The organism is Pseudomonas sp. VA159-2 (assembly GCF_024126635.1).
GTDB classification, from domain to species: Bacteria; Pseudomonadota; Gammaproteobacteria; order Pseudomonadales; family Pseudomonadaceae; genus Aquipseudomonas; species Aquipseudomonas muyukensis.
This window is the reverse complement of the sequence record NZ_JAMYBV010000016.1, coordinates 24,746-49,789: the sequence shown is the minus strand read 5'-3', so window position 1 is coordinate 49,789 and position 25,044 is coordinate 24,746. Positions and strand designations below refer to the sequence as shown.

General features: G+C 64.0%; 21 protein-coding genes. 8 read left to right on the top strand and 13 right to left on the bottom strand.

Going from position 1 to position 25,044, the window contains the following annotated elements:
* Positions 1–56 precede the first annotated feature (56 nt).
* The 4 genes from NJG22_RS16595 to NJG22_RS16580 all read right to left on the bottom strand — a co-directional run bounded on the left by NJG22_RS16595 (position 57) and on the right by NJG22_RS16580 (position 4,229).
* Positions 57–1,022, bottom strand: coding sequence for a sulfonate ABC transporter substrate-binding protein (locus NJG22_RS16595; RefSeq protein ID WP_253096019.1), 966 nt, complete (start codon positions 1,020–1,022; stop codon positions 57–59).
* 92 nt (positions 1,023–1,114) lie between these two features.
* Positions 1,115–1,708: an NADPH-dependent FMN reductase gene (gene ssuE, locus NJG22_RS16590; protein WP_253096018.1), complete on the bottom strand. Its 594-nt coding sequence runs from the start codon at positions 1,706–1,708 to the stop codon at positions 1,115–1,117.
* A gap of 343 nt (positions 1,709–2,051) precedes the next feature.
* Positions 2,052–2,690, bottom strand: coding sequence for a peroxiredoxin (locus tag NJG22_RS16585; RefSeq protein WP_217851878.1), 639 nt, complete (start codon positions 2,688–2,690; stop codon positions 2,052–2,054).
* A gap of 165 nt (positions 2,691–2,855) precedes the next feature.
* A complete protein-coding gene (locus tag NJG22_RS16580; RefSeq protein WP_253096017.1) occupies positions 2,856–4,229 on the bottom strand; it encodes an OprD family porin in 1,374 nt (457 codons plus the stop codon).
* A 631-nt stretch (positions 4,230–4,860) separates the two neighbouring features.
* Between NJG22_RS16580 and tauA the strand changes: the two genes are divergently transcribed.
* From tauA to tauD, 4 genes are read left to right on the top strand one after another with little or no spacing between them, the layout of a single operon-like run.
* On the top strand, positions 4,861–5,832 hold the full coding sequence (tauA, locus tag NJG22_RS16575; RefSeq protein WP_253096016.1) for a taurine ABC transporter substrate-binding protein: 972 nt from the start codon (positions 4,861–4,863) through the stop codon (positions 5,830–5,832).
* 18 nt (positions 5,833–5,850) lie between these two features.
* A complete protein-coding gene (gene tauB / locus NJG22_RS16570; protein ID WP_253096014.1) occupies positions 5,851–6,645 on the top strand; it encodes a taurine ABC transporter ATP-binding subunit in 795 nt (264 codons plus the stop codon).
* Positions 6,642–7,478, top strand: coding sequence for a taurine ABC transporter permease TauC (tauC, locus tag NJG22_RS16565; protein ID WP_253096012.1), 837 nt, complete (start codon positions 6,642–6,644; stop codon positions 7,476–7,478). The genes tauB and tauC overlap by 4 nt, the downstream gene beginning before the upstream one ends.
* A 49-nt stretch (positions 7,479–7,527) precedes the next feature.
* On the top strand, positions 7,528–8,361 hold the full coding sequence (gene tauD, locus NJG22_RS16560) for a taurine dioxygenase (RefSeq protein ID WP_253096009.1): 834 nt from the start codon (positions 7,528–7,530) through the stop codon (positions 8,359–8,361).
* A gap of 120 nt (positions 8,362–8,481) precedes the next feature.
* Here tauD and betT read toward each other — a convergent pair whose 3' ends face one another.
* On the bottom strand, positions 8,482–10,443 hold the full coding sequence (gene betT / locus NJG22_RS16555) for a choline transporter BetT (protein ID WP_217853927.1): 1,962 nt from the start codon (positions 10,441–10,443) through the stop codon (positions 8,482–8,484).
* Positions 10,444–10,763: 320 nt separating this feature from the next.
* On the bottom strand, positions 10,764–11,696 hold the full coding sequence (epsC, locus tag NJG22_RS16550) for a serine O-acetyltransferase EpsC (protein WP_253096007.1): 933 nt from the start codon (positions 11,694–11,696) through the stop codon (positions 10,764–10,766).
* A gap of 393 nt (positions 11,697–12,089) precedes the next feature.
* Between epsC and tcyJ the strand changes: the two genes are divergently transcribed.
* The 3 genes from tcyJ to tcyN are packed head-to-tail and all read left to right on the top strand — an operon-like array spanning position 12,090 to position 14,325.
* A complete protein-coding gene (gene tcyJ / locus NJG22_RS16545) occupies positions 12,090–12,896 on the top strand; it encodes a cystine ABC transporter substrate-binding protein (protein ID WP_253096005.1) in 807 nt (268 codons plus the stop codon).
* Positions 12,893–13,561: a cystine ABC transporter permease gene (tcyL, locus tag NJG22_RS16540; protein ID WP_253096003.1), complete on the top strand. Its 669-nt coding sequence runs from the start codon at positions 12,893–12,895 to the stop codon at positions 13,559–13,561. Before tcyJ ends, tcyL begins: the two co-directional genes overlap by 4 nt.
* Positions 13,562–13,563: 2 nt before the next feature.
* Positions 13,564–14,325: an L-cystine ABC transporter ATP-binding protein TcyN gene (gene tcyN / locus NJG22_RS16535; protein WP_253096001.1), complete on the top strand. Its 762-nt coding sequence runs from the start codon at positions 13,564–13,566 to the stop codon at positions 14,323–14,325.
* A 12-nt stretch (positions 14,326–14,337) separates the two neighbouring features.
* On the opposite strand, the gene NJG22_RS16530 is transcribed toward tcyN, so the two are convergent.
* From NJG22_RS16530 to trxA, 5 genes are all read right to left on the bottom strand, one after another.
* Complete coding sequence (locus NJG22_RS16530) at positions 14,338–14,988, bottom strand: gamma-glutamylcyclotransferase (protein WP_253095999.1); 651 nt, start codon at positions 14,986–14,988, stop codon at positions 14,338–14,340.
* Between the two features lie 335 nt (positions 14,989–15,323).
* On the bottom strand, positions 15,324–16,292 hold the full coding sequence (locus NJG22_RS16525) for a CDP-6-deoxy-delta-3,4-glucoseen reductase (RefSeq protein ID WP_253095996.1): 969 nt from the start codon (positions 16,290–16,292) through the stop codon (positions 15,324–15,326).
* Positions 16,292–17,758 (bottom strand): 4-hydroxy-3-polyprenylbenzoate decarboxylase, encoded by a 1,467-nt coding sequence (gene ubiD, locus NJG22_RS16520; protein ID WP_253095994.1) that lies wholly within the window; start codon positions 17,756–17,758, stop codon positions 16,292–16,294. Before ubiD ends, NJG22_RS16525 begins: the two co-directional genes overlap by 1 nt.
* Positions 17,759–17,951: 193 nt before the next feature.
* Complete coding sequence (gene rho / locus NJG22_RS16515; RefSeq protein WP_011536308.1) at positions 17,952–19,211, bottom strand: transcription termination factor Rho; 1,260 nt, start codon at positions 19,209–19,211, stop codon at positions 17,952–17,954.
* Positions 19,212–19,521: 310 nt separating this feature from the next.
* Positions 19,522–19,851, bottom strand: coding sequence for a thioredoxin TrxA (trxA, locus tag NJG22_RS16510; protein WP_253095992.1), 330 nt, complete (start codon positions 19,849–19,851; stop codon positions 19,522–19,524).
* A 242-nt stretch (positions 19,852–20,093) separates the two neighbouring features.
* On the opposite strand from trxA, the gene ppx reads away from it, so the two are divergent.
* Positions 20,094–21,596 (top strand): exopolyphosphatase, encoded by a 1,503-nt coding sequence (ppx, locus tag NJG22_RS16505; RefSeq protein WP_253096116.1) that lies wholly within the window; start codon positions 20,094–20,096, stop codon positions 21,594–21,596.
* A gap of 123 nt (positions 21,597–21,719) precedes the next feature.
* On the opposite strand, the gene ppk1 is transcribed toward ppx, so the two are convergent.
* Together ppk1 and hemB are read right to left on the bottom strand one after the other, a co-directional pair.
* The gene (gene ppk1, locus NJG22_RS16500; protein ID WP_253095990.1) at positions 21,720–23,957 is read right to left on the bottom strand and encodes a polyphosphate kinase 1; all 2,238 of its coding nucleotides are present in this window, start codon (positions 23,955–23,957) and stop codon (positions 21,720–21,722) included.
* A 20-nt stretch (positions 23,958–23,977) separates the two neighbouring features.
* Positions 23,978–24,988 (bottom strand): porphobilinogen synthase, encoded by a 1,011-nt coding sequence (hemB, locus tag NJG22_RS16495; RefSeq protein ID WP_217851851.1) that lies wholly within the window; start codon positions 24,986–24,988, stop codon positions 23,978–23,980.
* Positions 24,989–25,044 lie beyond the last annotated feature (56 nt).

Genomic DNA, 25,044 nt, shown 5'->3' with positions numbered 1-25,044 from the left:
AGTTGTCTCCTCAAGGGTGGCAGGGCCGGAGCGAGGCCCCGGCACGGGCGATGGGTTCAAGGCGCGCTGGCGACCTTGGCCGGGGGTGTCCAGATCACGTCCTTGATGTTCAAGGGCTTGGGAATCAGCTTCAGGGCCTGGAAGGTGTCGGCGATCTTCTGCTGCGCGGCGACCACTTCCGGGGTCAGCGGCGCGGCGCCATAGCCCTGGCGCTTCACCGAGGTGAGGGTGATGTCGGCTGGCAGGCCGAGCAGCGGCGCGACCTGGTCGGTGACCTGCTGCGGGTTGGCCTGGGACCATTGACCGACGGCGCGCACTTGCTCGATCAGGGTGTCGATCACCGCCGGGTGCTGGGTCGCGTAGCTGCGGGTAGCCAGGTAGAACTGGTGGTTGTCGACCAGGTCCTTGCCGTCGCGCAGGGTACGGGCCTGCAGCTGCTGCTCGGCGGCGGCCTGGTAGGGGTCCCAGATGACCCAGGCGTCCACGCTGCCGCGCTCGAAAGCGGCGCGGGCGTCGGCCGGCGGCAGGTAGACCGGCTGGATGTCGCTGTACTTGAGGCCGGCGTCTTCCAGGGCGCGGACCAGCAGGTAATGCACGTTGGAACCCTTGTTGAGCGCGACCTTCTTGCCCTTGAGTGCCTGGACCGACTGGATCGGCGAGCCCTTGGGCACCAGGATCGCCTCGCTGTGCGGCGCGGGTGGCTCATAGGCGACGTAGAGCAAGTCGGCGCCGGCGGCCTGGGCGAACACTGGCGGGGTCTCGCCGGTGACGCCGAAGTCGATCGAGCCTACGTTCAACCCTTCGAGCAGCTGCGGACCGCCGGGAAACTCGGTCCATTGCACCTGGATACCTTGCTCGGCCAGGCGCTTCTCCAGCGAACCCTTGGCCTTGAGCAGCACCAGGGTGCCGTATTTCTGGTAACCGATGCGCAGGCTTTGAGCCTGGGCCTGGGTGATGGCGCCGAACGATACAGCCGCCGCGAACAGGGCGACCAGACCGCGACGCAAGAAGACTGTGCGCATGGCGCTCTCCTGTGCGAGTGGGTTCGGGTAGCACCTGCTTGCCTCGTTGGCGGGCGAGTAAGGTGGGAACAACGATGAAGCGTCAGGGTTGCTCAGATACTCCAGCGGGCACTGAGCAGGCGTTCGTTGAGCAGGCCCGGCGCCACAGGCCGGGGCCGGCGTGCCAGGGCGCCGTGAAAGGTCTCCAGGGCGCCCAGCAGGCGCTGCTCCAGCGCTTCGTCCAGGCGTGCGGGACGTTCGCCGTCGGCATAGCTGATCTGGCTGTCGTCGGCGAAGATCCCTTGCAGGGTCTCCTGCGCCTTGAGGGCCGACAGCACCGGCTTGAGGGCGTAGTCCACCGCGAGCATGTGGGCGATGCTGCCGCCGCTGGCGATGGGCAATACCACCTTGTGTTCCAGGGCACGCTCGGGCAGCAGGTCGAGCAAGGTCTTCAGCGCGCCGGCGAACGATGCCTTGTACACCGGGGTGGCGACCAGCAGGCCGTCGGCCTGGGCCACCAGCGCGTTGAAGTGGCGCACCTGCGGGCTGTCGAAGCGGGCGTGCAGCAGGTCCTCGGCGGGGAATTCCCGCACCTGGAAGGTGACGACCTCGACACCGCGCTGTTGCAGCCAATCGCGCGAGCGTTCGAGCAGTACGCCGGAGCGTGAACGAAGACTGGGGCTACCACCGACAGAGACAACCAGCATTGAAAGCGCTTCCTTCGAATCAATTCAGGGCCGCGAGGGGTTGGCCCCGCTGGATGGAAATGACATTAACAGCTCGTCACATATATCTATAAATCATATTTTTTCATTTGTTTATTCCATAAATAACTATTGGATATTCTTCCCTGTAGGCGCGGCCTTGTGTCGCGAACGGGCTGCGCAGCAGCCCCTGGATTTGCCCAGTGATGCCGAGAATGCCGGGGCCGCCCTGCGGCCCTTTCGCGACACAAGGCCGCTCCTACAGGGGACACGGAGGCATAAAAAAGGGCCGTCGAAACGGCCCGAAGATCCCTGCTTGGCTAAGAGCAATGCAACGAAGAATTCATCAGCGGTTGGGCTGCGGGGTCAGGCGCAGGTAGGGCTTGACCGCGCGGTAACCTTTGGGGAAGCGCTGCCGGATCTCGTCCTCGTCCTTGAGCGACGGCACGATCACCACCTCGTCGCCGTCCTGCCAGTTGGCAGGGGTGGCGACCTTGTGGTTGTCGGTCAGTTGCAGCGAGTCGATCACCCGCAGGATCTCGTTGAAGTTGCGCCCGGTACTGGCCGGATAGGTGATGGTCAGGCGCACCTTCTTGTTCGGGTCGATCACGAACAGCGAACGCACGGTGAGGGTGTCGCTGGCGTTGGGGTGGATCAGGTCGTACAGGTCGGAGACCTTGCGGTCGGCGTCGGCGATGATCGGGAAGTTGACCACGGTATTCTGGGTCTCGTTGATGTCATCGATCCACTTGTGGTGCGAATCCACCGGGTCCACCGACAGGGCGATGGCCTTGACCCCGCGCTGGGCGAATTGGTCCTTGAGCTTGGCGGTCAAGCCCAGCTCGGTGGTACACACCGGGGTGAAGTCGGCCGGATGGGAGAACAGCACGCCCCAGCTGTTGCCCAGCCATTCGTGGAAGCGGATCTTGCCGGCGCTGGAATCCTGTTCGAAATCGGGGGCGATGTCGCCGAGTTTGAGGCTCATGGAAGCGGCTCCTGTGCTGTGTCTGGCCTTGTGGGTTCAATGTGCCCGCTTCTGGATAAAAACAAAAAGAATAAATATTGATTTATTTATAACCAAGATGAATATCCATTAGCAGGTACAAAAAAGCCTCGCATCAGGCGAGGCTTTCTTGCGTAGCGCTACGACTTACATGAAGGCGTAAGTGTAGTTGACGATGAAGCGAGTCTGGTCCGTATCCTTGGTGAACTCGCTGGAGTTGCCATTGGTTCCACGGTAGACACCTTGACGCAGGCTGAAGCCCAGCCCCTTGAGCGTACCTTCCTGAATCACGTAGTCGATACGCGCATCTCGCTCCCACTCGCTGTAGGTGCCATGACCGGATGCATAACGCACATCGGTACCGCGCAAGTACGAAACAGAGGCTTTCAAGCCTGGCACACCAAGGCGTGCGAAGTCATAGGAGTACTGACCGAAGGTAGTGTTCTCACCCGCTCGGGCAAACTGGTTGATCATGCTATCGGTGAACAGATAGAAGCTGGCGCCCCCAGCACCTTCCGAACGACCGTTGCCGTCAACGACACCGCCTTGGTTGAGCCAGACGAACGCGCCGTCATCGCTCACACGCTGGTGACCGAGCAGGAATGCATGGCCGCCCAGGGTGTAAGTGAACATGGCCGACCAAGTCTTGTTGTCGACCTCGCCTTTGTTCTTTGCGTAGCCCTTGTTGTTGTCGAAGGCATAGTTGACATCATGGCCATTCTTGCCGTCGCTGCTGCTATCAAAGTAGCGCAGGTCAGTCTTGAAGGACTGATCGTCAGCAATCTTGAAGACATGGGTCGCGCCCAGGAAGTGCTGCTTGTAGAAGTCTTCCAGGTTCGAGTAGTAGTACTGCAGGGTCAGGTCTGGGGTGAGTTTGTAGTCCAGACCGCCGTAGCGGAACTTGTTGCTGTCAGCAGGAGCACCAGAAACCGACAGACCCGTACGGTTGCTCGAAGCACGGCCCATGGCGTGAGTCAGTTGACCCGCGTTGATGGTCAGGTTGTCGATTTCTTTCGAAGTGACAGTGGCACCTTCGAAAGTCTGCGGCAGCAAACGACCGTCGTTGGCGACGAGGATCGGCAGGTTCGGCGCGAGAGCGCTACCGAAATGCGCTTCGGACTTAGAGAAACGAGCCTTGGCGTTGGCACCGAAACGGGCCCACTGGCTTACCGAAGAACCATCACTGTCGTCTGGCAGGAAGCCGCTTTTGTGATAGCCGCGACCGCCGTCCAGGTGGATACCCCATAGAGCCTGGGCATCGACACCAAAACCGACGGTGCCTTCGGTGAAGCCCGAGATGTAGTCGAGCTTGAAACCTTGACCGGTTTCACGCTGATCTGGACGCTTTCCAGCCGGACGCGTTGCGGTCGCGGGGGTAGCATGGGCCTCGCGGTTGTTGTTGTCGAAGTACATGGTGCGCGAGCTCAGGGACAGCTTGCTGTCCTCGATGAACCCTGCAGCGCCTGCTTGTTGGGCGAGAACCCCCAGTGCCACGGCCAGGGCCAGGCTGGACTTGTACATGTTTTGCTCCTCTACGTTCTAATTTTTGTGCGTCTCAAGTGGTGGGATCTGCTGCCCCACTCACCCGGATCGGCGATTTAGCACCAAAGCGTGACCGCCAAGTCAACCGAAAAAGGTCGATTCGCGACTTTCGTCTAAGGCCGCCTCCTGCGCTACAGGATAATGACAATCCTATAAATCCAAAATGACCGTTTTATGAATCTGTAAGATTTTTACGGAATAACTTTGGAACCTTTACAGCCAAAAGTTGTATCGACGACGTCAATCATACCTTTAGGTTATTTGCAAACGTTTGCCGGTGGACAGACCGACGGCCGGCAAGCGCAACCGAAAAAGCCTAGCAGCCCCCCGCGATCGCGCCAGCACGGCCCCCTCCCCTGCTGGCGAAGCAGAGGTTGGCACCGGCAAGGCCGGCTCCTACGGTATGTGTGGCCAGCGGCGGACCTGTAGGAGCCAGCCTTGCTGGCGAAGCAGGCGCCGCGGTGTTCGCCCGCAAACCGGTTATACCTCTGTACGCCGGCAAGTCCGACACCGACTAAGCTAATGCAAAAAAGTTATTTATTTTAATTTTCTTAGATCACTTAGTCTTCTCGCCATCCATTCCCCCGAATGCCTGACGAGAGGTTAAACCATGATCCCGCACGCTCCGCTGCGCCTGTTCGCCGCCCTGACCCTCGCCAGCGCCAGCTGGGTAGCCCAGGCCGCCGACCTGACCGTGGCCTACCAGACCACCGTCGACCCAGCCAAGGTCGCCCAGGTCGATGGCGCCTATGAAAAGGCCAGCCAGGCCAGCATCGACTGGCGCAAGTTCGACAACGGCGCCGATGTGATCACCGCCGTGGCCAGCGGCGACGTGCAGATCGGCTACCTCGGTTCCAGCCCGCTGGCCGCCGCCACCACCCGCAAGCTGCCGGTGCAGACCTTCCTGATCGCCACCCAGATCGGCGCCGGCGAGGCGCTGGTGGCCCGCGACAGCATCAAGACCCCGCAGGACCTGGTCGGCAAGAAGATCGCCGTGCCGTTCGTTTCCACCGGCCACTACAGCCTGCTGGCCGCGCTGAAAAACTGGAACATCGACCCTGCCAAGGTGCAGATCCTCAACCTGGCGCCACCGGCGATCATCGCCGCCTGGAAGCGCGGCGACATCGACGCCACCTACGTCTGGGACCCGGCCCTGGGCGTGGCCAAGGAAAACGGCAAGGTGCTGATCACCTCGGGCGAGCTGGCCACCAAGGGCGCGCCGACCTTCGATGCCTGGATCGTGCGCAAGGACTTCGCCGCCAAGCACCCAGAGATCGTCAAGGCCTTCGCCAAGGTCACCCTCGACGCCTACGCCGACTACCGCAAAGACCCGCAAGCCTGGCTGGCCGACCAGGCCAACGTCGCCAAGCTGGCCAAGCTGTCCGGGGCCAAGCCCGCCGATATCCCGGTGCTGCTGCAGGGCAACGTCTACCCGCTGGCCGCCGACCAGGTCAGCGCCCTCGGCGCGCCGACCACCCAGGCGCTGCGCGACACCGCGACCTTCCTCAAGCAGCAAGGCAAGGTCGACGCGGTACTGCCGGACTACGCGCCCTACGTCAGCGCCCAGTACCTTCCCAACTGATACCGCCCGGAGCCCGTCATGGCCTTGCTCGAACTGGAGCGCATCAGCGCACAGTACCCTGGCGCCAGCACCCCGGTGCTGGCCGACATCAACCTGAGCCTGGGGCCGCGCCAGTTGCTGGTGGCCCTCGGCCCCTCCGGCAGCGGCAAGACCTCGCTGCTCAACCTGATCGCCGGCTTCGTCGCCCCCAGCGGTGGGCGCATCAGCCTCGACGGCGTGCCGGTGCAAGGCCCTGGGGCCGAACGCGGCGTGGTGTTCCAGGACGATGCCCTGCTGCCCTGGCAGGATGTGCTGGGCAACGTCGCCTTCGGCCTCGAGCTGGCCGGCGTGCCCCGTGCCCAGCGTCAAGCCAAGGCCCGCGAGATGCTGGCGCTGGTCGACCTGGCCGGCTTCGGCGAGCGGCGCATCTGGCAACTGTCCGGCGGACAGAAGCAACGCGTGGGCCTGGCCCGTGCGCTGGCCGCCGACCCACGGGTGCTGTTGATGGACGAGCCGTTCGGCGCCCTCGACGCCTTCACCCGCGAACAGATGCAGGAGCTGCTGCTGCAAGTCTGGCAGCGCACCGCCAAGCCAGTATTCCTGATCACCCACGACATCGAGGAAGCGGTGTTCCTCGCCACCGAGCTGGTGCTGCTGGCGCCCAATCCGGGACGGGTGGTCGAGCGCTTGCAACTGGACTTCGGGCAGCGCTATGCCGCCGGTGAGTCGGCCCGGGCGATCAAGTCCGATCCACGCTTCATCGAGACCCGCGAACATGTGCTGGCGCGGGTGTTCTCCCAACGCCAAACCGCGCGACAGGAGGCATCCGCATGAGCAGCCTGGACCTGCCAGTCGCCAGCAAGCGCCCCGCCAACCCCGCGGCGGCCAAGCCTCGCCGGCCGTTGCCCACGCGCTGGATCAGCGCCCTTACCCTGGCCGCCCTGCTGCTAGCGTGGTGGCTGGTAACCGTCGCCGGCTGGATCGAACCCCTGTTCCTGCCCTCGCCCGCCGACATTCTGGCCAAGGGCTGGACGCTGCTCACCCAGGGCTACATGGACGCCAGCCTGTGGCAGCACCTGGGCGCCAGCCTGGGGCGCATCGGCCTGGCCCTGCTCGGCGCCATCCTGACCGCCATCCCGGTAGGCCTGGCCATCGGCTACAACCGCGTGGCCCGGGGCATCCTCGACCCGCTGATCGAGTTCTACCGGCCGATCCCGCCCTTGGCCTACCTGCCGCTGATCGTGATCTGGTGCGGCATCGGCGAGCTGTCCAAGGTGCTGTTGATCTACCTGGCGATCTTCGCCCCGATCGCCATCGCCACCGCCACCGGCGTGCGCACCGTCGACCCGGCCAAGCTGCGCGCCGCGCAGTCGCTGGGGGCGAACAAGGCGCAGCTGATCCGCCACGTGATCCTGCCCAGCGCCTTGCCCGACATCCTCACCGGCATCCGCATCGGCCTTGGCGTCGGCTGGTCGACCCTGGTGGCCGCCGAGCTGATCGCCGCCACCAGCGGCCTGGGCTTCATGGTGCAGTCGGCGGCGCAGTTCCTGGTCACCGATGTCGTGGTGCTGGGCATCCTGCTGATCGCCTTGATCGCCTTCGCCCTGGAGATGGGCCTGCGCGCCCTGCAGCGCAAGCTGGTGCCCTGGCACGGCCAGAGCCATTGAGCAACGAATGACCACGCCGGCAACCCGGCACCTGCAACGAGATAAAGACATGAGCCTGACCGTTACCCCCTTGAGCCCGGCCCTCGGCGCGCAGATCAGCGGCGTGGACATCAGCCGCGATATCACCGCCGCACAGCGCGACGCCATCGAGCAGGCGCTGCTCGAGCACCAAGTGCTGTTCTTCCGCGACCAGCCGATCACTCCCGAACAGCAGGCCCGCTTCGCCGCCCGCTTCGGCGATCTGCACATCCATCCGATCTATCCCAACGTGCCGGAAACGCCACAGGTGCTGGTGCTCGACACGGCGGTCACCGATGTGCGCGACAACGCCGTGTGGCACACCGACGTGACCTTTTTACCGACCCCGGCACTGGGCGCGGTGCTCAGCGCCAAGCAATTGCCGGCCTATGGCGGCGACACCCTGTGGGCCAGCGGCATCGCCGCGTTCGAGGCGCTGTCGGCACCGCTGCGCGAGATGCTGGACGGTTTGAGCGCCACCCACGACTTCACCAAGTCGTTCCCACTGGAGCGCTTCGGCACCACCGCCGAGGACCTGGCGCGCTGGGAAGCGACCCGGCGCAACAACCCGCCGCTGTCGCACCCGGTGGTGCGCACCCATCCTGTGAGCGGGCGCAAGGCGTTGTTCGTCAACGAGGGGTTCACCACGCGCATCAACGAACTGAGCGAGCTGGAAAGCGAGGCGCTGCTCAAGCTGCTGTTCGCCCATGCGACGCGGCCGGAGTTCAGCATTCGCTGGCGTTGGCAGGAAAACGACGTGGCGTTCTGGGACAACCGCGTGACCCAGCATTTCGCGGTGGATGATTACCGGCCCAACCGGCGGGTGATGCACCGGGCGACCATCCTTGGGGATGCGCCGTTCTGACAGGCAGCTGGGAGGCCTTTGGCCTCCTTTCGCGACACAAGGCCGCTCCTACAGGGGACCGCATTTTCATGTAGGAGCGGCCTTGTGTCGCGAAAGGGCCGCGAAGCGGCCCACAGCGGTCTATCTGACCAGATGCAGGAACTGCATGTGCCGTTCGTACTGGTCGAGGATGTCGTTGATGATCTGCTCCTTGCTGTAGCCGACCAGGTCGTAGTTCTGGCTACCCTCGGACAAATGCACCTCCGCCCGGTAATAACGGCGGTTCTTCAACTCCTGCGTGCCCAGGCCGCCCAAGGCGAACGATGGGGTGAAATACCCACGCATCTGCACCTGGTAGATGAACGGCTGCTCCTCGCCATGGCCGATCTTCAGGCTGACGTTGTCGTGGCTCGGGTCGTCCTGGGTGATCAGCACCAGGCCCTTCTGCTCGAACACCTCACGCACGTCGGCGATCGCCGGGCGCACCACGTCGTCCATGAAGCGATACACCTCGTCGCGTGACGGGAAGTGCACCGCCTGGCTCAGGCGCTGGCGCCAGCCGCCGCGACCACGCCGGGACTGGGCGAACGGCGCCAGCGAGTGCATCTGCGCGATCTGCCGCTGCGACTCGAGGTAGAAGGCCTTGTGCAGCCCCCACATCATGCACAGCAGGATCAGCGAGAACGGCAGCGAGGTCAGCACCACCGCCGACTTCAGCGAGTCGATGCTACCGGCGAACAACAACCCACTGGTGACCAGCGCGGTCATTGCGCCCCAGAAGATCCGCAGCCAGTTCGGCCCGTCTTCATCCGCACCGCCGCCCTTGGCCGACAAGGTCGACAGCACCACGGTGCCGGAGTCGGCCGAGGTGACGAAGAACACGAAGCTGATGAACACCGTCACGGCGATCACCGTCTTGCTCCACGGGTAGGTCTCCAGCAGCAGGTACAGGCTCATCGACGGGTTGTCGAGGGCCGACTGGCCAAGGGCGGTCATGCCGTGGTTGATTACCTGGTCCAGGGCGCTGTTGCCGAAGATAGACATCCACGCCAGGGTAAAGCCCAGCGGGATCAGCAGCACGCCAAAGACGAACTCGCGGATGGTGCGCCCGCGCGAGATGCGCGCGATGAACAGCCCGACGAAGGGCGCCCAGGCAATCCACCAGGCCCAGTAGAACACCGTCCAGCCGCCCAGCCAGTCGCGGTTCTCGCCGTAGGCATAGACGTCGAAACTCTTGCGCGGCAAGGCGCCGAGGTAATCGCCAAGGTTCTGGATGAGCGTGTTGAACAGGTGCTGGGTGGGCCCGGCGAACAGCACGAACAACAGCAGCGCGCAGGCCAGGAACAGGTTGATGTCGCTCATCACCCGCACGCCCTTCTCCACCCCGGCGACCGCCACGGCCACCGCCGCGCCCATCATCAGGGTAATGAGGATCACCTGGATCCACTGGCTGTGGCTGATGCCGAACAGGTAGTCGAGGCCGGCGTTCAGGTGCAGCACACCGAAGCCCATGTCGGCGCCCAGGCCGAACACCGTGGCGATGATGCCAAAGCCGTCCACCGCGTAGCCGATCGGGCCGTTGATGCGCTTGCCGATCAGCGGGTACAGCGCCGAGCGCAGGGCCAGCGGCAGGTTGTGGCGATAGGCGAAGTAGGCCAGCGCCATGCCGACGAAGGCGAACACGCCCCAGCCATGCAGGCCCCAGTGCAGGAACAGGATCTGCATCGCCTGGCGCCCGGCCTCGGCCGTGCCCGCCTCGCCCTGGGGCGGCTGCAGCATGTGGGTCAGGGGCTCGGAGACGCAGAAGAAGAACAGCGTGATGCTGATGCCGGCGGCGAACAGCATGCCGGCCCAGGACAGGTAGCTGAACTCGGGTTCGTCGTGGTCGGCACCGAGCTTGATCTTACCGTAGCCGGACAGCGCGGTGACCACCACGAAGACCAGGTACAGGGTCATGGCCAGCATGTAGTACCAGCCGACCGTGTTGGCCGCCCAGTTCTGCGCCGCCAGCAACCACTCGCCCGCCGCTTGCGGGTAGGCGATGACCACCAGGCCGAAGATGAGGATGAAACTTGCCGCGAAGTAGAACACGGGGGGGTTCATGCGGATCTTGCCGTTGGCAAGGTCGGGGGTCGGTGCACTCATGAAACGGGCACCTCGTCACGGGGCGTGAGGTTCGGATTGAACGGGTTCAGCAAAGGCAATCCCTCCTGATGAACACCGGCAATGGACCAGCGTTTTTCGTTGAACAAGCGTTCAAGTTAACCATGGATCGGCTTGCAATGCGACCCGATGCCGCTGGGCGGGGCGGTGTCGCAGGCCATCGCCGGCAAGCTGGATCCTACGCTCTAGACGGTTTTGCGCTACAGAGTAGGAGCCGGCTTGCTGGCGAACAAATCAGAAAAGCCAACAGCAATGGGTGATCAGTTCTTGTCCTGGCAATCGAGCTGCACGTTGGCCTGGGTGATATTGCTTTCGGCCGGCACGCTGCGGGTCAGCCATACGTTGCCGCCGATGGTCGAACCCTTGCCGATGGTGATTCGCCCCAGAATGGTCGCGCCGGCATAGATCACCACGTCGTCCTCGACGATCGGGTGACGCGCCAGGCCTTTGTGCAGGGTCCCTGACTCGTCGCTGGGGAAGCGCTTGGCGCCCAGGGTCACGGCCTGGTAGATGCGCACCCGTTCGCCGATGATCGCGGTCTCGCCGATGACCACGCCGGTGCCGTGGTCGATGAAGAAGCTCGGGCCGATCTGCGCGCCGGGATGGATGTCGATGCCGGTGGCCGAATGCGCCAGCTCCGAGCTGATCCGCGCCAGCAGCGGCAGGCCGGCGCGGTACAGGTGGTGAGCCAGGCGATGGTGGATGATGGCGAGGATGCCCGGGTAGCACAGCAGCACCTCGTCGACGCTGCGCGCCGCCGGGTCACCGTGGTAGGCGGCCAGCACATCGGTGTCGAGCAGCACGCGCAGCGCCGGCAGGGCTGCGGCGAAGTCCTGGATCAGGCGCAAGGCATGGGCGTCGACATCGGTGACCTCGGTCTTGCCGTGGCGCGCGGCGTAGCGCAGCTCCAGGCGCGCCTGGGCCAGCAACGCGGTAAGCGCGGCATCGAGGGTGTGGCCGACGTAGAAGTCCTCGCTTTCCTCACGCAGGTCCACCGGGCCCAGGCGCATCGGGAACAGCGCGCCGCACAACTGCTCGAGGATCTGGCGCAGCGCCTCGCGCGACGGCAGCTCGCGCCCGCCCTGCTCGCCGCTGCTGCGGCCATTGCTGCTGCGCCACTGCTCACGGGCGCTGCGCAGGCCACTGACGATGCCCTGCAATTGCCAATGCCCGATTGATGGTTGTTCGCTCACGGTGTTCTCCTGCCAGGCGGCTTTCTCGATATGCATGCGTGCTTTGTAGGAGCGGCCTTGTGTCACCAGAGCGCCGTGACGTCTGCTTCTGCGCGCAAAGCCTGGGGCCGCTGCGCAGCCCTTTCGCGACACAAGGCCGCTCCTACAGGGACGGGTGTGAACACGATACGGCATATCCACCTCTTGGAAAAAACAACGCTTTATTCCATCCTGCGCTAAGTCGGGCATAAGCAATGCTGACGGGCTTTCCATTCATGGCTACCCTCAATGCTGCCAATGCATGCCAAAAGGCAATATGGGAATAACAAACTGTTTTTTTATTATTTCCCAGCCTATGCAACCCACCTCTATAGTCGCCACCCACTACTTCCACAACAAGCGCGGGGCCAGCCAATGACCAGACTCACCAAACCCCTTCTCAATGCCAGCCTGGCGCTGCTGCTCGGCACCGGCCTGCTTGGCCAGGCGTTCGCCGGCGAGCAACTGAAGACCATCCAGGAAAAGGGCGTGATCAACGTCGGCCTGGAAGGCACCTACCCACCGTTCAGCTTCCAGGATGAGAATGGCAAGCTGGCCGGCTTCGAAGTCGAGCTGTCCGAACTGCTGGCCAAGGAGCTGGGCGTCAAGGCCAAGGTACAGCCGACCAAGTGGGACGGCATCCTCGCCGCCCTGGAGTCCAAGCGCCTGGATGTGGTGATCAACCAGGTGACCATCTCCGAGGAACGCAAGAAGAAGTACGACTTCTCCCAGCCATACACCGTTTCCGGCATTCAGGCCCTGGTACTCAAGGGCAGCGACAATGAGAAAAACATCAAGACTGCCGCCGATCTCGGTGGCAAGAAGGTCGGTGTCGGCCTGGGCACCAATTATGAGCAATGGGTGAAACAGGATGTGCCGACGGCCGATGTCCGCACCTACGAAGATGACCCCACCAAGTTCGCTGACCTGCGCAATGGCCGTATCGACGCCATCCTGATCGACCGCCTGGCCGCACTCGAGTACGTGCAGAAAACCGCCAAGGACAAGAAACCGACCGCGCTGGCCGGCGAGAAATTCTCCAAGCTGGAGTCGGGTGTTGCCCTGCGCAAGGGCGAGCCTGAGCTGCTCGCGGCCCTGAACAAGGCCATCGACAAGCTCAAGGCCGACGGCACGCTGGCCAAGCTGTCCGAGAAATACTTCGGTGCCGACGTCACCAAATGATCGCTGAAGCCCTGCAACTCGTTGTCGATTCCGCGCCCTTCCTGCTCAAGGGCGCGGGCTATACCGTGGTGCTCAGCGTCGGCGGGATGTTCTTCGGCCTGGTGCTGGGCTTTGCCCTGGCGCTGATGCGCCTGTCGAAGATCCTGCCGCTGGACTGGCTGGCCCGCATCTACGTGTCGTTCTTCCGCGGCACGCCGCTGCTGGTGCAGCTGTTCGTGATCTACTTCGGCCTGCCGCAGATCGGCATCGAGCTCGACCCGATCCCGGCCTCGCTGATCGGCTTGTCGCTCAACATGGCGGCGTACATCTGCGAAATCCTGCGCGCGGCGATCTCCTCGATCGACCGCGGCCAGTGGGAGGCCGCGGCCAGCATCGGCATGACCCGCACCCAGGCCATGCGCCGGGCAATCCTGCCACAGGCGCTGCGCACCGCCCTGCCGCCGCTGGGCAACAGCTTCATCTCGCTGGTCAAGGACACCGCCCTGGCGGCGACCATCCAGGTGCCCGAGCTGTTCCGCCAGGCGCAGTTGATCACCGCCCGGACCTTCGAAGTCTTCACCATGTACCTGGCCGTGGCCGTCGTCTACTGGATCCTGTGCAGTATCCTGGCGCACTTGCAGAACCGCATGGAAGCACGGGTCAACCAGCACGACCAGGAGCACTGAAGATGATCGTAGTAGAAGGCCTGACCAAGCAGTTCAAGGGCCAGACCGTGCTCAAGGGCATCGACCTGACTGTGCAGCCCGGCGAAGTGGTGGCCATCATCGGCCCCAGCGGCTCGGGCAAGACCACCTTCCTGCGCTGCCTGAACCTGCTGGAGACGCCCGATGCCGGACGGATCCAGATCGGTGATATCAGCATCGACGCCAACCGCCCGCTGGGCAGCCAGCAAGGGGCGATTCGACGCCTGCGCCAGCAGGCCGGGTTCGTGTTCCAGAACTTCAACCTGTTCCCCCACCGCACCGCCCTGGAGAACGTCATCGAAGGGCCGGTTATCGTCAAGAAGACCCCACGGGACACAGCCATCGAGCTGGGCAAGCGCTTGCTGGCCAAGGTCGGCCTGGCGGGCAAGGAAGACGCCTATCCACGGCGCCTGTCCGGTGGTCAGCAGCAACGGGTGGCCATCGCCCGCGCCCTGGCCATGGAGCCGGAGGTGATCCTGTTCGACGAGCCCACCTCGGCGCTCGACCCCGAGCTGGTGGGCGAGGTGCTGGCGACCATCCGCGGCCTGGCCGAGGAAAAGCGCACCATGATCATCGTCACCCACGAGATGAGCTTCGCCCGCGACGTGGCCAACCGGGTGATCTTCTTCGACAAGGGGGTGATCGTCGAGCAAGGCGAGGCCAAGGCGTTGTTCGCCAACCCACAGGAGGAGCGCACTCGGCAGTTCCTGCGCAAGTTCCTCGGCACCGCCGCCGCCCAGGACTGACCGGCAGCCGCACTAGGCCTCGCGCAGGTTGTGGCAGCGGCGAAAGCGCGCTTCCAGGTTGCGATCGGGCATCTGGTGGCTGCGCAGGGCGTTGAGGGTCTGCTCGACATAATCCCGGGTGCTGCCGTAGCGCCCCTTGGCGCTGGCGAGTATCTGGCTGAGCAGGGTATCCGGCAGGTTGCCGGCGTAGCACGGCAGGTGCCGCTCCAGCACGAAGCCCAACGCCTGCACCTTGCTGCCATCGCCCAGGCGGCAGCTGAGCCAGTGCGGACGATAGGCCGGGTAAGGCATCTCGCGCTGCCACAGGGCCATGAGCGAGTCGTGCAGGTTGTGCTCATCCAGGCGGAAGGCGAAGCCGCTGCACGAGCCACCGCGATCCAGGCCGAACACCAGCCCCGGGCACTCCGGCGTGCCGCGGTGCTCGTGGGACCACAGGTACAGGCCACGGTGATAGCCATGCACCCGCGCCCGCTGGCGCTCCACCGACTGGCATTCAGGGCGCCAGATCAATGAACCATAGGCGAACAGCCAGACCGGGCCGCCTTCGTGCTGGGACATGGTGTCCTGCATCGAGCGTTGCAGTTGTTCGGCGGTGAGTTGTTGGCCGAAGTCCAGCGACGGCGGATAGGAGACTTGCCAGGATGAACTTTCAAGTGTCGACATGAGCTGCCGCCATTATTTCCTGTGAACTACTAAAGTGCAGTATTGCCGTATCTGTTCGGCGGCTTTCGCGGGCCAAGCCCGCCCCCACGAAGGCCCAGCAGAACCGCGTGGGAGCAGGCGTGCCCCGCGCTGGGCGTTGCGCCTAACCTAAGGCAGAACGCACTTTGCACTCAACCCCGAAAACAGGATTTCATTAAAGCATCCGCTGAACGGAAACTAATAGTCCGAGTATAGCGAAACTTATTACCGGCACCGGTAACAATCCCCGCCCTATAATCAAGCGCAAAACACTTGGTTATTAAAACCGGCACGCCCTTGCAGCGTGCCGGGTTGTTTCACCCGCGTGGTGCGTAGGCAAACACGTCGGCACGCATGCGATGGGCATCCATACCCGCCTCGACCAGGGCATCGAGGGTGGCATAGACCATGTTCGGCGAGCCGCTGGCGTAGACATGCACCTGGTTGAGGTCGGCGATGTCCTCGCACACCGCTTCGTGCAACAGGCCGCAACGCCCTTCCCAAGCGCACAGGTCGCTGACCACCTTGTGCAGGAACAGGTTCGGCTGGCGCTCCCACTCGTCCCAGTGCTCGATCTGGTAGAAGTCCTCGGGCCGGCGCACGCCCCAGTACAGGTGCACCGGGTGCTTGAAGCCCTTGGCCCGGCAGTGCTCGACCAGGCTGTGCATCTGGCCCATGCCGGTGCCCGCGGCAATCAGCACCAACGGGCCATCGGGCAGTTCGGCCAGGTGGGCGTCGCCAAACGGCAGCTCGACCCGGGCGATGCCAGTGCGCTGCAACTGCTCGATCAACTGCACCGCGCTGCTTTCGCGGGCCAGCACATGCAGCTCGAGGTCGCGCCCGCCATGGGGCGCCGAGGCCAGGGAGAACGCTGCCTGGTCCATGCCCTCGCGCTCGATCATCAGGTACTGCCCGGCGTGATAGCGCGGCACCTTGCCGGCCGGCGCGCGCAGGCGCACGCGCCAGACGTCGCCACCGACCTCGCGGCACTCGCTCAGGGTACAGGCCAGCTTGCGCACCGGCAGCTCGCCCAGGGCCAGCACACCATCCCACAGCAACACGCAGTCCTCCAGCGGCTCGGCGATGCAGGTGAACAGCTCGCCGTGGTCGCGGACCTGGCCTTCCTGGCGCACACGGCCTTCGACCAGCAGCGCGGCACACACGTGGCAGTTACCGTTGCGGCAGCTGTTCGGGCAGTCGTAGCCCAGGCGCCGCGCGGCATCCAGAATCCTTTCACCCGGTTCGACCGCCAGTACCGCCCCGGAAGGCTGCAAGGTTACCTGCATCAATCTATTCCCAACTGGTCCCACAACTCATCGATACGGCGGGTGACGGCCTCGTCCTTGACGATGACCCGACCCCATTCGCGTGTAGTCTCGCCCGGCCACTTGTGGGTGGCATCCAGGCCCATCTTCGACCCCAGCCCCGATACCGGCGACGCGAAGTCGAGGTAGTCGATCGGGGTGTTGTCGATCATCACCGTATCACGCTTGGGGTCCATGCGCGTGGTGATGGCCCAGATCACATCGTTCCAGTCGCGGGCGTTGATATCGTCGTCGGTTACGATAACGAACTTGGTGTACATGAACTGTCGCAGGAACGACCACACACCCAACATCACGCGCTTGGCGTGGCCCGGGTACTGCTTCTTCATGGTCACCACCGCCATGCGGTACGAGCAGCCTTCCGGCGGCAGGTAGAAGTCGGTGATCTCGGGGAACTGCTTTTGCAGGATCGGCACGAACACTTCGTTCAGCGCCACGCCGAGGATCGCCGGCTCATCCGGCGGCCGGCCGGTGTAGGTGCTGTGGTAGATCGGCTTGTGCCGGTGGGTGATGCGCTCGACGGTGAACACCGGGAAGCTGTCCACTTCGTTGTAGTAGCCGGTATGGTCGCCGTATGGCCCTTCCGGGGCCATTTCGCCGGGGTGGATGACCCCCTCGAGGATGATCTCGGCGGTGGCCGGCACCTGCAGGTCGCTGCCGCGGCACTTGACCAACTCCGTGCGGTTGCCCCGCAGCAGGCCGGCAAAGGCGTATTCGGACAGGGTGTCCGGCACCGGGGTCACGGCGCCGAGGATGGTCGCAGGGTCGGCGCCCAGGGCCACGGCCACCGGGAAGGGTTGCCCGGGGTGCTTCTGGCACCACTCGCGGTAGTCCAGCGCGCCGCCCCGGTGGCTCAGCCAGCGCATGATCACCTTGTTGCGGCCGATCACCTGCTGGCGGTAGATGCCGAGGTTCTGGCGCTCCTTGTTCGGCCCGCGGGTCACGGTCAGGCCCCAGGTGATCAGCGGCGCCACGTCGCCCGGCCAGCAGTGTTGGATCGGCAACTGGCCAAGGTCGACGTCGTCGCCCTCGACCACCACTTCCTGGCACACGGCATCCTTGACCACCTTGGGCGCCATCGACACGACCTTCTTGAAGATCGGCAGCTTCGACCAGGCATCCTTGAGGCCCTTCGGCGGCTCGGGTTCCTTGAGGAACGCCAGCAGCTTGCCGATTTCGCGCAGCTCGGCGGTGGACTCGGCGCCCATGCCCATGGCCACGCGCTCGGGGGTGCCGAACAGGTTGCCCAGTACCGGGATGTCGAAGCCGGTGGGCTTTTCGAACAGCAAGGCCGGGCCCTTGGCGCGCAGGGTGCGGTCGCAGACTTCGGTCATTTCCAGTACAGGGGAGATGGGAACCTGGATGCGCTTGAGTTCACCGCGCTGTTCCAGGCCACGGATGAAGTCGCGCAAGTCGCGATACTGCATGCAAGGGCCTCGTGTTGGGCGTATCGGTCGGGGTGCAGAGTGTAGCGCCGTTCGGCCGTGCGTTGGGGCAAAAATGAAATGGGGCCGCTTCGCGCCCCATCGCCGGCAAACCGGCTCCTACAGGGTTCGTGTAGGAGCCGGCTTGCCGGCGATGGGCTGCAAAGCAGCCCCATTCAATGCCTGGGCGGGAAGCTTACTTACGCTTCATCGACAGGAAGAACTCGTCGTTGGTCTTGGTCTGCTTGAGCTTGTCGACCAGGAACTCGATGGCGGCGATCTCGTCCATCGGGTGCAGCAGCTTGCGCAGGATCCACATGCGCTGCAGTTCGTCATCGGCGGTCAGCAGCTCTTCGCGGCGGGTACCGGACTTGTTGATGTTGATGGCCGGGAACACGCGCTTCTCGGCGATGCGGCGGTCCAGCGGCAGCTCCATGTTGCCGGTACCCTTGAACTCTTCGTAGATCACTTCGTCCATCTTCGAGCCGGTTTCGACCAGCGCGGTGGCGATGATGGTCAGCGAGCCGCCTTCCTCGATGTTACGCGCGGCACCGAAGAAGCGCTTGGGCTTTTCCAGGGCGTGGGCGTCGACACCACCGGTCAGCACCTTGCCGGAGCTCGGGATCACGGTGTTGTAGGCACGCGCCAGACGGGTGATGGAGTCGAGCAGGATGACCACGTCCTTCTTGTGCTCGACCAGGCGCTTGGCCTTCTCGATGACCATTTCGGCAACCTGCACGTGGCGGGTCGGCGGCTCGTCGAAGGTCGAGGCGACCACTTCGCCGCGCACGGTGCGCTGCATCTCGGTCACTTCTTCCGGGCGCTCGTCGATCAGCAGGACGATCAGGTGGCACTCGGGGTTGTTACGGGTGATGTTGGCCGCGATGTTCTGCAGCATGATGGTCTTACCGGCCTTGGGCGGTGCGACGATCAGGCCACGCTGGCCCTTGCCGATGGGGGCGCAGAGGTCGATGACACGACCGGTGAGGTCCTCGGTGGAACCGTTGCCCGCTTCCATCTTCAGGCGCTTGTTGGGGAACAGCGGCGTCAGGTTTTCGAACAGGATCTTGTTCTTGGCGTTTTCCGGACGGTCGAAGTTGATGGTGTCGACCTTCAGCAGCGCGAAGTAACGCTCGCCTTCTTTCGGTGGGCGGATCTTGCCGACGATGGTGTCGCCGGTGCGCAGGTTGAAACGGCGGATCTGGCTGGGCGAAACGTAGATGTCGTCAGGGCCGGCCAGGTACGAGGCATCCGCCGAACGCAGGAAACCGAAACCATCCTGGAGAATCTCCAGCACGCCGTCACCCGAGATCTCTTCGCCGCTTTTCGCGTGCTTTTTCAGCAGGGCGAAAATCACGTCCTGTTTGCGCGAACGGGCCATGTTTTCGATGCCCATCTGTTCGGCCATTTCCAAAAGATCGGTAATCGGCTTTTGCTTGAGTTCTGTCAGGTTCATAAGGGGAGTGACGTAATCATGTAAGGAAGGGAAAAATTAAGCATGTGGCTTAATGAGGCCGCGCCGCTAGATGGCGACAGGATCGCGTACTGATTCGAATTAGGGATGCTTCGGCGACGGCGTGCAGAGGGCACTGGAGAAGCAGTGCGAGGCCGAATGTAACACTTGCTTTTTTCGACGTCTAGTGGTTTTGCCCACTGATTTCCGGGGCTATCCGCCTGGATGGGCCTGAGCCCGCGGCGCGGTGCACAACAAGGAATTTGCCTACGACAGGTAAAGAAAAGCCCCGCATTTGCGGGGCTTGTTCACATCACAGGCTGGCGTCGAGGAACGCCTTGAGCTGCGATTTGGACAGCGCGCCGACCTTGGTCGCCTCGACGTTGCCGTTCTTGAACAGCATCAGCGTCGGGATACCGCGCACGCCGTGCTTGGCCGGGGTCTGGTCGTTTTCGTCGATGTTCAGCTTGGCGATGGTCACCTTGCCTGCATACTCGGTGGCGATGTCGTCCAGTACCGGCGCGATCATCTTGCATGGGCCGCACCATTCAGCCCAGTAGTCGACCAGCACCGCGCCCTCAGCCTTGAGTACGTCGGCTTCGAAGCTGGCGTCGGTGACATGTTTGATAAGATCGCTGCTCATGGATATCTCCAGGTCGTAAGCAAAAAAACGTTGCCCATCATAGCCGCACCCTCGTCCTACAGGAAGCCACAGACGATTGAGTGTATCTATAGTTGTGCAAGATGCCACGAATCGAAACCGTCATGTCACGGTCATAACATTGCTATGACATTGCCATGCATCAAGCCTTGCAGTGCCGCGCGTTGGCGTATGCCGATGATCGTGGCACGATTGCCGGGTTAACGACCGAGAACTTGCAGATCATGCCGCAAACCACCGCGAAGAACCTGTCCCTGATCGCCGCCATCGACCTTGGCTCCAACAGTTTCCACATGGTCGTGGCCAAGGCCCATCACACGGAAATCCGCATTCTCGAGAGGCTCGGGGAAAAAGTGCAGCTGGCCGCCGGTATCGACGATGAGCGCCGGCTCAGCGAAGAGGCCATGCAGCGCGGGCTCGAATGCCTCAAGCGCTTCGCCCAGCTGATCAACGGCATGCCGGCCGGCTCGGTGCGCATCGTCGGCACCAACGCCCTGCGCGAAGCGCGCAACCGCAACGAATTCATCCAGCGCGCCGAGGCCATCCTCGGCCACCCGGTGGAGGTCATCTCCGGCCGTGAAGAGGCGCGCTTGATCTACCTGGGGGTCTCGCACACCCTGGCCGACACCCCTGGCAAGCGCCTGGTCGCCGATATCGGCGGCGGCAGCACCGAGTTCATCATCGGCCAGCGCTTCGAGCCGCTGCTGCGCGAAAGCCTGCAGATGGGCTGCGTGAGCTTCACCCAGCGTTACTTCCGCGACGGCAAGATCACCCCGGCGCGCTATGCCCAGGCCTACACCGCCGCACGCCTGGAGCTGATGAGCATCGAGAACGCCCTGCACCGCCTGACCTGGGACGAGGCCATCGGCTCGTCCGGGTCCATCCGTGCCATCGCCGCGGCGATCAAGGCCATGGGCCAGGGCAGCGGCGAGGTCAACGCCGAGGGCCTGGCGGCGCTCAAGCGCAAGCTGTTCAAGCTCGGCGAGACCGACAAGATCGACTTCGAAGGGGTCAAGCCTGACCGGCGCACCATCTTCCCGGCGGGCCTGGCGATCCTCGAGGCGATCTTCGATGCCCTGGAACTGACGCGCATGGACCACTGCGACGGCGCCCTGCGCGAAGGCGTGCTGTTCGACCTGCTGGGCCGTCATCACCATGAAGACGTGCGTGAACGTACCCTGAATTCGCTGATGGAGCGTTACCACGTCGACCAGGGCCAGGCGGCTCGGGTCGAGCGCAAGGCGCTGCATGCCTTCGACCAGGTGGCCAAGGCCTGGGACCTGGAGGAGGGAAACTGGCGCGATCTGCTGGGTTGGGCGGCGAAAATTCACGAAATCGGGCTGGATATCGCCCATTACCACTACCACAAGCACGGCGCCTACCTGATCGAGCACTCCGACCTGTCCGGCTTCTCCCGCGAGGACCAGCAGATGATGGCCTTGCTGGTGCGCGGCCACCGCCGCAACATCCCCAAGGACAAGTTCGCCGAGTTCGGCGACGAAGGCACCAAGCTGATCCGCCTATGCGTGCTGCTGCGCTTCGCCATCCTGTTCCACCATATCCGCGGCACCCAGCAGATGCCCAAGGTGGTGTTGCAGGCCGGCGACAACAGCCTGGAAGTGGTTTTCCCCGAGGGCTGGCTGGAACAGAACCAGTTGACCCAGGCCGACTTCGCCAACGAGGCGGAATGGCTGACGCGGGTCAACTTCGTGCTTAGCGTGCGCTGAAGGGCCCATGGGGCCGCTACGCGCCCCTTTCGCGACACAAGGCCGCTCCTACAGCCGATCGCGATTCCCTGTAGGAGCGGCCTTGTGTCGCGAAAGGGCCGCAAAGCGGCCCCCGCAATCCATCTAGCGTACGTTCAACACCGGGTTGCTCAGCCGCTCCAGCAGCGTCGCCTGGGCGCTGCGCGGGTTCTGGTTGCCGGTCGGCGTGCTGCGCACGTAGCGCCCGTCCGGCTGCAGGCTCCAGGCCTGGGTGTTGTCGGTGAGGTACCCTTCCAGCTCCTTCTTCACCCGTAGCAGCAACTTCTTGCCCTCCACCGGGAAGCAGGTCTCCACGCGCTTGTCGAGGTTGCGCTCCATCCAGTCGGCGCTGGACAGGTAGATCTGCTCCTCGCCGCCATTGAGGAAGTAGAACACCCGGGTGTGCTCGAGGAAGCGACCGATGATCGAGCGCACATGGATGTTGTGCGACACCCCCGGGATGCCCGGACGCAGGCAGCACATGCCACGCACCACCAGGTCGATGCGCACGCCCGACTGGCTGGCCTTGTACAGCGCCTTGATGATCTTGGCGTCGGTCAGCGAGTTGAACTTGGCGATGATGTGCGCCGGCTTGCCTTCCAGGGCGAACTGGGTCTCCCGGGCGATCATGTCGAGCATGCCTTTCTTCAGGGTGAAGGGGGCGTGCAGGAGCTTTTTCATGCGCAGGGTCTTGCCCATGCCGATCAGCTGGCTGAACAGCTTGCCGACGTCCTCGGTGAGGGCGTCGTCGGAGGTCAGCAGGCTGTAGTCGGTATATAGGCGGGCGTTGCCGGCGTGGTAGTTGCCGGTACCCAGGTGCGCGTAACGGACGATCTCGCCCTGCTCGCGGCGCAGGATCAGCATCATCTTGGCGTGGGTCTTGAAGCCGACCACGCCGTAGATCACCACCGCGCCGGCCGCTTGCAGGCGGCTGGCCATCTGCAGGTTGGACTCTTCGTCGAAGCGCGCGCGCAGTTCGATCACCGCGGTGACCTCCTTGCCGTTACGCGCCGCGTCCACCAGGGCGTCGACGATCTCCGAGTTGGCCCCGGAGCGGTACAGGGTCTGGCGCACGGCAAGCACGTGCGGGTCCTTGGCAGCCTGGCGCAGCAGGTCGATCACCGGGGTGAAGGACTCGAACGGGTGCATCAGCAGGATGTCCTGCTTGCCGATGACGCTGAAGATGTTGTCGGCGTTCTGCAGCAGCTTGGGGATCGCCGGGGTGAACGGCGTGTACTGCAGCTCCGGATGGCTGTCGAGCCCGGTGATGCTGAACAGGCGAGTCAGGTTGACCGGACCATTGACCTGGTACAGCTCGCTCTCGCTCAGGCTGAACTGCTTGAGCAGGTAGTCCGACAGGTGTTTCGGGCAGGTATCGGCCACCTCCAGGCGCACCGCATCGCCGTAGCGCCGGGAGAACAGCTCGCCACGCAGGGCCCGGGCGAGGTCGTCGACCTCCTCGGAATCCAGCGCCAGGTCGGCGTTGCGGGTCAGGCGGAACTGGTAGCAACCCTTGACCTTCATGCCCTGGAACAGGTCGTCGGCGTGGGCGTGGATCATCGACGACAGGAACACATAGTTGTCGCCGGGGCCACCGACCTCTTCCGGTACGCGAATTACCCGCGGCAGCAGGCGCGGCGCCGGGATGATCGCCAGGCCCGAGTCGCGGCCGAAGGCGTCGACCCCCTCGAGCTCGACGATGAAGTTGAGGCTCTTGTTCACCAGCAGGGGGAACGGGTGGGTCGGGTCGAGGCCGATCGGGGTGATGATCGGCGCGATCTCGTCACGGAAGAAGCGCCGCACCCAGGTCTTGAGCTTGGGCGTCCAGTAGCGGCGACGAATGAAGCGAATGGCATGCTTCTCCAGCTCCGGCAGCAGCACGTCGTTGAGGATCGCATACTGGCGATCCACTTCCAGGTGCACCAGCTCGCTGATCCGCGCCAGCGCCTGATGCGGCTGCAAGCCGTCGGCGCCGGCCTGTTCGCGGGCGAAGTTGATCTGTTTCTTCAGGCCCGCTACGCGGATCTCGAAGAACTCGTCGAGGTTGCTGGAGAAGATCAGCAGGAACTTCAAGCGCTCGAGCAGCGGGTAGGACTCGTCCAGCGCCTGTTCCAGCACGCGGATGTTGAACTGCAGCTGCGAGAGCTCGCGATGAATGTACAGGCTGCTGTCGTCCAGGCTCGGCACGGCGATCGCCGGGGCTGGCGCCGGCGCGGGGGGCGCGGCTTCGGCCACGGCCTCCGGCTGAGCGGCGACCGGCAGGTCCGGCGGGGTCTGCACCATTTCTTCGGGCACGGCCTGGGCATCCTTGATCGCGACAGGGGTGAGCACTTCGTTATTCATCTGACGTTCCTGGGAAGGCGTTATTGCCCTCTCATCAATTGAGCGGCACGCACGGCGAAATAGGTCAGGATGCCATCGGCGCCTGCCCGTTTGAAAGCGGTGAGGGATTCGAGGATCACGGCCTCGCTGAGCCAGCCGTTCTGGATCGCCGCCATGTGCATGGCGTACTCGCCGCTGACCTGGTAGACGAAGGTCGGCACCTTGAACTCGGTCTTGACCCGGTGAACGATGTCCAGGTACGGCATGCCCGGCTTGACCATGACCATGTCGGCGCCTTCGGCCAGGTCGGTGGCCACTTCGTGCAGGGCCTCGTCGCTGTTGGCCGGGTCCATCTGGTAGGAGGCCTTGTTGGCCTTGCCCAGGTTCAGCGCCGAGCCGACCGCGTCGCGGAACGGGCCATAGTAGGCGCTGGCGTACTTGGCCGAATAGGCCATGATGCGCACGTTGACGTGGCCGGCCAGTTCCAGCGCTTCGCGGATCGCACCGAGGCGGCCGTCCATCATGTCCGAGGGGGCCACCACCTGGGCGCCGGCGTCGGCATGGGACAGGGCCTGGCGCACCAGGGCGTCGACGGTGATGTCGTTCTGCACGTAGCCCTCTTCATCGAGGATGCCGTCCTGGCCGTGGGTGGTGAACGGGTCGAGGGCGACGTCGGTGATCACCCCCAGTTCCGGGAAGCGCGCGCGCAGGGCACGGGTGGCGCGCTGGGCGATGCCGTCCGGGTTCCAGGCTTCGGCGCCGTCGAGGGATTTCTTCTCGGTCGGGGTCACCGGGAACAGCGCCAACGCCGGGATACCCAGCTCCACCCAGCCCTGCGCGGCCTCCAGCAGCAGGTCGATCGACAGGCGCTCGACGCCCGGCATGGACGGCACTTCCTCACGGCGGTTGTCGCCGTCGAGGACGAATACCGGGAGGATCAGGTCATCGACGGTCAGGGTGTTTTCGCGAACCAGGCGACGGGAAAATTCGTCGCGGCGGTTGCGACGCAGACGGGTAGCAGGAAACAGACGATTGGCGGGGGTAAAGCTCACGGCAGACTCCTGAGCCCGCGCAGGCGGGCTAGCGCGACAGTTATAAGCGGCCATTA

Excerpts from the sequence above, each read along its gene's own strand:
- NJG22_RS16595 (WP_253096019.1), bottom strand. The coding sequence starts at position 1,022 with ATGCGCACAGTCTTCTTGCGTCGCGGTCTGGTCGCCCTGTTCGCGGCG.
- ssuE (WP_253096018.1), bottom strand. The coding sequence starts at position 1,708 with ATGCTGGTTGTCTCTGTCGGTGGTAGCCCCAGTCTTCGTTCACGCTCC.
- NJG22_RS16585 (WP_217851878.1), bottom strand. The coding sequence starts at position 2,690 with ATGAGCCTCAAACTCGGCGACATCGCCCCCGATTTCGAACAGGATTCC.
- NJG22_RS16580 (WP_253096017.1), bottom strand. The coding sequence starts at position 4,229 with ATGTACAAGTCCAGCCTGGCCCTGGCCGTGGCACTGGGGGTTCTCGCC.
- tauA (WP_253096016.1), top strand. The coding sequence starts at position 4,861 with ATGATCCCGCACGCTCCGCTGCGCCTGTTCGCCGCCCTGACCCTCGCC.
- tauB (WP_253096014.1), top strand. The coding sequence starts at position 5,851 with ATGGCCTTGCTCGAACTGGAGCGCATCAGCGCACAGTACCCTGGCGCC.
- tauC (WP_253096012.1), top strand. The coding sequence starts at position 6,642 with ATGAGCAGCCTGGACCTGCCAGTCGCCAGCAAGCGCCCCGCCAACCCC.
- tauD (WP_253096009.1), top strand. The coding sequence starts at position 7,528 with ATGAGCCTGACCGTTACCCCCTTGAGCCCGGCCCTCGGCGCGCAGATC.
- betT (WP_217853927.1), bottom strand. The coding sequence starts at position 10,443 with ATGAACCCCCCCGTGTTCTACTTCGCGGCAAGTTTCATCCTCATCTTC.
- tcyJ (WP_253096005.1), top strand. The coding sequence starts at position 12,090 with ATGACCAGACTCACCAAACCCCTTCTCAATGCCAGCCTGGCGCTGCTG.
- tcyL (WP_253096003.1), top strand. The coding sequence starts at position 12,893 with ATGATCGCTGAAGCCCTGCAACTCGTTGTCGATTCCGCGCCCTTCCTG.
- tcyN (WP_253096001.1), top strand. The coding sequence starts at position 13,564 with ATGATCGTAGTAGAAGGCCTGACCAAGCAGTTCAAGGGCCAGACCGTG.
- NJG22_RS16530 (WP_253095999.1), bottom strand. The coding sequence starts at position 14,988 with ATGTCGACACTTGAAAGTTCATCCTGGCAAGTCTCCTATCCGCCGTCG.
- NJG22_RS16525 (WP_253095996.1), bottom strand. The coding sequence starts at position 16,292 with ATGCAGGTAACCTTGCAGCCTTCCGGGGCGGTACTGGCGGTCGAACCG.
- ubiD (WP_253095994.1), bottom strand. The coding sequence starts at position 17,758 with ATGCAGTATCGCGACTTGCGCGACTTCATCCGTGGCCTGGAACAGCGC.
- rho (WP_011536308.1), bottom strand. The coding sequence starts at position 19,211 with ATGAACCTGACAGAACTCAAGCAAAAGCCGATTACCGATCTTTTGGAA.
- trxA (WP_253095992.1), bottom strand. The coding sequence starts at position 19,851 with ATGAGCAGCGATCTTATCAAACATGTCACCGACGCCAGCTTCGAAGCC.
- ppx (WP_253096116.1), top strand. The coding sequence starts at position 20,094 with ATGCCGCAAACCACCGCGAAGAACCTGTCCCTGATCGCCGCCATCGAC.
- ppk1 (WP_253095990.1), bottom strand. The coding sequence starts at position 23,957 with ATGAATAACGAAGTGCTCACCCCTGTCGCGATCAAGGATGCCCAGGCC.